This is a genomic window from Leisingera sp. F5 (assembly GCF_001593695.1).
In genome coordinates, this window is the sequence record NZ_LUKH01000627.1 from 1 (window position 1) to 1964 (window position 1964).

At 64.0% G+C, this 1964-nt stretch carries 2 protein-coding genes and 1 pseudogene; 1 reads left to right on the forward strand and 2 read right to left on the reverse strand.

The genetic code is table 11. The features are described from left to right. Positions 1-131: 131 nt before the first annotated feature. Positions 132-902, reverse strand: a complete 771-nt coding sequence (locus tag A2I95_RS34095; RefSeq protein WP_291736937.1) for a helix-turn-helix transcriptional regulator — start codon at positions 900-902, stop codon at positions 132-134. Positions 903-1023: 121 nt separating this feature from the next. Between A2I95_RS34095 and A2I95_RS34100 the strand changes: the two genes are divergently transcribed. Further along, positions 1024-1458, forward strand: coding sequence for an excinuclease ABC subunit A (locus A2I95_RS34100; RefSeq protein WP_291736938.1), 435 nt, complete (start codon positions 1024-1026; stop codon positions 1456-1458). 117 nt (positions 1459-1575) lie between these two features. Here the strand turns inward: A2I95_RS34100 and A2I95_RS34105 are convergent. Further along, positions 1576-1964: pseudogene (locus tag A2I95_RS34105) on the reverse strand (excinuclease ABC subunit A); the annotation flags it as partial.

The window sequence follows — 1964 nt, forward strand, 5'->3', positions numbered from 1 at the left end:
GGCACCGGACCCTTTTGGCAGCTATGTTCAGGCCGGCGGCTATGTCTACCAAGTGAACCGCGAGACCCAGAAAGTGCTGCGCCTGATCGGCGCGGAGGCCAACCTGGCGAACTAACCGGTCGCGCTGCCTGCTAGTGACCGCCCATCGCGGCCATCGCCTCCCGCGTGGCCTCATCGGCCGGAAACAGCATTTCGATCCGCAGCTCCGCCATCGCCAGATCCCCAGTGCCGCCGAACTGGGTAATGGTGGAAAAGAACGACAGCACCTGCCCGCCCAACCGGTAGCGGGCCGGGATCACCGCGGGCAGTTCCCCCTCCGGTGCGCTGCCCGAGGCCGCCACCATTCGCTGCAGCCGCTCTACCGCCTGTTCCAGCACCGGATCCTCGCCGAAATGGGCCAGCTCGGTTCTAAGCCGGGCCAGGCTCAGCCGTTCGATATCCTGCAGGTTCTCCAGCGCTTCCCGCAGACCGGCGTTCTCCAGCAGAGCCTCAATCAGGCTGCAGCCCGCACGGATCCCAACGCCTTCAAGCATTAGGGCCGCAGGCCGGTTCAGGCGCAAAAGCCGCCAATGCCGGTCGATCATCAGCGCCGGATACGGCTCATGCGCGATCATCATTTGTTCAGCGGCCTGTTTCAGCGGCGCCAATTCCGCATCGTTCAGTTTCCGCCGGGCAAAGGCAGGTGCCAGACCGGCAGCCGCCAGCAGCTGATTGCGCGCCCCGCCCGGCACCTGCAGCTCATCGCTCAAGCGCAGCACCATGCCGCGGCTCGGCCGCGACCTTCCGCTCTCCAGAAAAGACAGATGCCGCGCCGAGACGCCGGCCTCCAGCGCCAGCGCCATCTGGCTCATCCGCCGCAGCCCGCGCCATTTCTTCAGAACCGCGCCGAAACCTTCCGCCATGAGCTGACTCCTTTTGCCGCAGCATAGACGGCCACAATCAGAAGTTCACTTACCTCCAAGGTAATTGTTTCGCTTCCGCGCCTGACCGCATTCTGCGCGCAGACATTATCAGGAGCTTCCAATGACCCACGCCGCATCAATCCGCATGCTTAAGATCGTCTCGAATCTCTCTGCCGCTTTCGGCCTCGCCATGGTGCTGGCGCTGGCCACCCCGCTCGGCACTGCACTAAGCCTGTTCATTGATCTCGCCTTCCTGCCGCTGGACGGCGCCCAGGCGCTCACCCCGGGCGCGGCCTCCCTGATGACCGCCATCAGCGGCGGGCTGATGTGCGGCTTCTGCCTGCTGATTTATTTGGTCACAGAGCATATCTACAGCGCCGACCCGGCGCTTGGCCGCCGCCTGCTGATCCCGGCGCTGCTGGCCTGGTACATCCCCGACAGCCTCGGCTCGCTCGCTGCGGGCGCCTGGTTCAATGTGGTGATGAACACACCCTTCCTGGCACTGTTTCTGGTGCCGCTGATGCTGGCACGCCGGGCTGCACTGCAAACCGCCTGAGAAAGGGGCGCCACAGCCTCTTATTCACCTTTGCGCAAATACTCCGGGGTGAATTGGCCAAAGGCCAAGAGGGGCAGCGCCCCTCTTCCATCCAACGTGAGGGACAGTGCCCTGCCCTTACTCCGCCGCCACCTTCCGTGCCGCCAGAATGTCCTTCAGGTACCGCCCGGTGTGGCTGCGCGGCTCATCTGCCACGGCTTCGGGCGTGCCCGCCGCAACAATCTCTCCGCCGCCATCGCCGCCCTCGGGTCCGATGTCGATGATCCAGTCGGAGGTCTTGACCACATCCAGATTATGCTCAATCACCACCACCGAATTGCCCTGCTCCACCAGCTCGTGCAGCACTTCCAGCAGCTTCTTCACATCCTCGAAATGCAGACCCGTGGTCGGCTCATCCAGAATATACAGCGTCCGTCCGGTCGAGCGTTTCGACAGTTCCTTCGACAGCTTCACCCGCTGCGCCTCGCCGCCGGACAGCGTTGTCGCCTGCTGGCCCACCTTGATAT

What these genes read in the sequence shown, in the direction of transcription:
- A2I95_RS34095 (WP_291736937.1), bottom strand. Translation starts at nt 902, where the DNA reads ATGGCGGAAGGTTTCGGCGCGGTTCTGAAGAAATGGCGCGGGCTGCGG.
- A2I95_RS34100 (WP_291736938.1), top strand. Translation starts at nt 1,024, where the DNA reads ATGACCCACGCCGCATCAATCCGCATGCTTAAGATCGTCTCGAATCTC.